Annotated in this window: 3 protein-coding genes; 2 read left to right on the top strand and 1 reads right to left on the bottom strand. The window is 70.8% G+C overall.

Annotation, left to right across the window (positions count from 1 at the left end; all coding sequences use genetic code 11):
• The coding region (locus tag VM306_RS38800) for a PPE domain-containing protein (protein WP_325524079.1) at positions 1-1,364 on the top strand (1,364 nt) is incomplete at its 5' end.
• A gap of 9 nt (positions 1,365-1,373) precedes the next feature.
• Entirely contained in the window at positions 1,374-2,153 is a 780-nt protein-coding gene (locus VM306_RS38795; protein ID WP_325524077.1) for an ESX secretion-associated protein EspG, read from the top strand.
• Between the two features lie 3 nt (positions 2,154-2,156).
• On the opposite strand, the gene VM306_RS38790 is transcribed toward VM306_RS38795, so the two are convergent.
• On the bottom strand, positions 2,157-3,320 hold the full coding sequence (locus tag VM306_RS38790) for a lactate 2-monooxygenase (protein WP_325524075.1): 1,164 nt from the start codon (positions 3,318-3,320) through the stop codon (positions 2,157-2,159).
• Positions 3,321-3,516 lie beyond the last annotated feature (196 nt).

Genomic DNA, 3,516 nt, shown 5'->3' with positions numbered 1-3,516 from the left:
ACACTGAAGGGGTAGCGGACATGCCTGGGGATGAGCCGAACATCGCTGGTTTCGCGATGCTGCCCTTCGCGGGTGGCGAGACCGTCTACAAGTGGTTCGACAAGGGCAAGGGCCCGAGCCAGAGCACCGCGCCGACGGCGCAGGGCTGGCGAGACCTCTCCGCCGGCCACAACGACGTCTCGAAGCTGATCGAGAAGGCCGTGGCCGACTCGGGTGCGTCCTGGGAAGGCTCGGCTGGTGACGCCGCGCGTGGCGCCACCTCGCCACTCGCCACCTGGGCGGACATGACCGGCGAGTCGGCTACTACCGCCGCCACGACCTCGGACGCGGTCGGCCAGTCCTACGCCAACGCCAAGAACGCGATGGAGAAGCCTCCGGCTGTGCCGGACAAGCCGTTCCTCAACGACCTGGCGTTCTGGGAGACCGACTACGACGAGGCGGTCGAGAAGAACCAGCAGGTCAGCGAGGCCAACATGCGGGCGTTCACGCAGTACGGGGACGCGGTCTCGTCCAGCACGAGCAACATGCCGACGTTCATCTCGCCGAACGCCAACGACGCCAGCGTGGAGCAGCAGAGCGGCTCGGAGCGGATCAACAACAACGTCGACAAGAACAACAACGCCAACGTCAACACCGGCACCAACAACACCGGCAGTGGCGACTGGAACAGCAGCAGCACCAACAACGGCACCACGGGCACGTCCGGGTGGAAGCCGCCGACGGACAGCACGAACCCGTCGTGGACCCAGACGCCGCCCAACATCAGTCCGCCCATCCAGACGCCCCCCGGCATGGACCCGAACGACCCGCGCAACCGGCCGCCCACCGACACGGGCATCCCGCCCGGCGGCAGGTGGGACCCGAACAACCCCAACGACCCGCGCAACCGCGGCCGGCTCGACCCCAACGACCCTCGCAACCGTCCCGGCGGTCAGGGCGGCGGGCGTGGGATCGGCGGGCCCGGCGGTAGCGGTGCCGGTGGTGGTGCCGGTGGTGGTGCCGGCGGCGGTCGTGGTGGTGGCATGGGCGGTGGCGCCGGTGGTCTCGGTGGTGCCGCAGCGGCTCGTGGTGCCGGTGGCCTCGGTGGTCCCGGTGGCATGGGCAGCGGCTTCGGCGGCGCGTCCGGTGTCGCCGGTGAGCAGGGCCGTGGTGGCGCCGGTAGCTTCGGGCCGACGGGTGCCGGCTCCGCGGGTGCCGCCGGTCGTGCCGGTGCGGGTGGCATGGGCGCCGGGGGCATGGGCGCCGGTGCCGGTCGTGGTGAGGGTGACGAGGACAAGGAACACAAGTCCGCGTCGTACCTGCAGGAGACCGAGGACATCTTCGGCGACGGGACGATGGTGGCGCCGCCCGTCATCGGCGGTTAAGGGGAGAACGTGCTTCGCAGCAAGGTCGCCATCGGCGTCACAGCGCTCTACCAGGCGTGGCAGGCCGTTGGTCTGCCTTCGCTGCACCGTGCGCTGCTCACCCAGGTCGACTTCGACGAGGACCGCCTCGAGTCGGGCGACGTGAGCGAGCTCGAACGGCTGCAGCGCTCGGCCTGGGCGCAGCTCGAGCAGTACGGGCTCGCGCGCGGCAACCAGGTCCACCCGGACCTGGCCGCCGCGTTGCGGCTCGTGGTCGAGGCGGGCGTGGAGTACTGGGCGTTCTTCAGCCTGAAGGACGGTCCGCAGCAGAGCGTGCTGGTCGTGACGAACGGCCAGGACGCGCTGCGGATCCTGCTCACGCCCGACAAGCAGTTCGTGCTCGAACCGATCCGCCCGGACGAGGCGCCGCAGGCACTGGTCGGCGCCCTGCCGCCCACGCCGGCGGGCAAGGGCGCCCCGATCACGCTGCCCGAGGACGCGCTGAAGCCGAAGCAGCAGCCGCGGTACGAGGACACCGGCTCGTTCCTGCAGCAGAGCCGCCCGACGAGCACGCCGAACGACCAGCTGGTCGCGCAGCTCAAGGAGATCATGGGCCAGCCGCGCACCGGCGGTGGCCAGGTCTTCTCCGCCAAGCGCGACCACCTCGGCCGCAAGCAGCGCTGCGTCAGCCCGCTCACCTTCATCGACACGCCGAGCGGGCGCTACCTCGCGGCCAAGAGCGAGGGCTGGCTGCGGGTGCAGCCAGCCGACTTCGGCACGCTGGCGAGGATGACGGCGACGATGCCGTAGGTCTCAGGCGAACCGCAGCGCGTCCGGCCCCAGGTCGGCCGGGCTGCGGTGACCCGAGAGCCCGAGCGTGAGGTCGAAGTCCGCGAGCAGGCTCCGCAGCACGTGCGTCACCCCGACCTGACCGCCGTGCGCCAGCCCGTAGGCGAAGGGCCGCCCGACCATCACGGCCTTGGCGCCCAGCGCCAGCGCCTTCACGACGTCCGCGCCGGTGCGGATGCCGGAGTCGAACAGCACGTCGACCTGCTCCCCCACCGCCTCGACGATCGACGGCAACGCGTCCAGCGACCCGACAGCGCCGTCGACCTGGCGCCCGCCGTGGTTGGACACGACCACACCGTCCATTCCGGACTCGACGGCCCTGCGCGCGTCGTCGGGGTGCTGGATTCCTTTGAGGACGATCGGCCCGTCCCAGTGCTCGCGCAGGAACGACAGCTGGTCCCACGACTTGTCGGTGCCGGTGAACATCCCCACCCACCGCAGGATCGCCATCGGCAGGTCCTCCTCCGGCGACTTCTGCAGCCCGGCGCGGAAAGCGGGGTCGCTGAACGGGATCGCCGTGCCCACCCCGCGCAGGAACGGCAGGTAGGCCTGATCCAGGTCGTGCGGCCGCCACGCCAACGTCCACGTGTCGAGCGTGACGACCAACGCCGTGTACCCGGCCTTCTTCGCCCGCTCCAGCAACGACGCGCACACGTCGGGGTCGTTCGGCCAGTAGAGCTGGTACCACCGCGGCCCGTCGCCGGACGCCTCCGCGACCTCCTCGATGGTGTGCGACGACGCCGTCGACAACACCATCGGCACCCCGAGCTCAGCCGCCGCCCGAGCGGTCGCCAGCTCCCCGTCCGGGTGCAGGATCGCCTGCACGCCAACGGGTGCGACCATCACCGGCGCCGGCAGCTCGGTACCCAGCACGGTGACGCCGAGGTGCCGCTCGGTCGCGTTCGTCAGCATCCGCGGCACGATCCGCACGCGATCGAACGCCTCGCGGTTCGCCCGCACGGTGGCACCGGACCCCGCGCCTCCCGCCACGTACCAGAACGGCCCCGGCCCCAGCCTGTCGCGCGCGGACTGCTCCAGCGCGTCGGGATCGGTGGTGAACGGCGGCACGGTGCCGCCGAGCCCCTGCAGGTAGATCTCGTTCTGGTAGGCGGCGAACTGACCAGTCATTTTGTGCCTCTCCATCCGCTCAGGCCGTCTACAGGCCGTCAGCCTGGCCGTCGAGGTCGTCAGCGTCCTTGGCGACCCGATCATGCTCGTTGTCATCAGGCGGAGGCGCAAGCACCCGGTCCACCGCCTTCCGCGTCCGATCGCTGCTGGACGGAAGCAGGTGGGTGTAGACACGCATCGTGAAGGCCGGATCTGC

The sequence above is a fragment of the Lentzea sp. genome, from assembly GCF_035525475.1.
In the GTDB taxonomy this organism is placed as follows: domain Bacteria; phylum Actinomycetota; class Actinomycetes; order Mycobacteriales; family Pseudonocardiaceae; genus Lentzea.
This window is presented reverse-complemented; position numbering and strand designations above follow the sequence as displayed.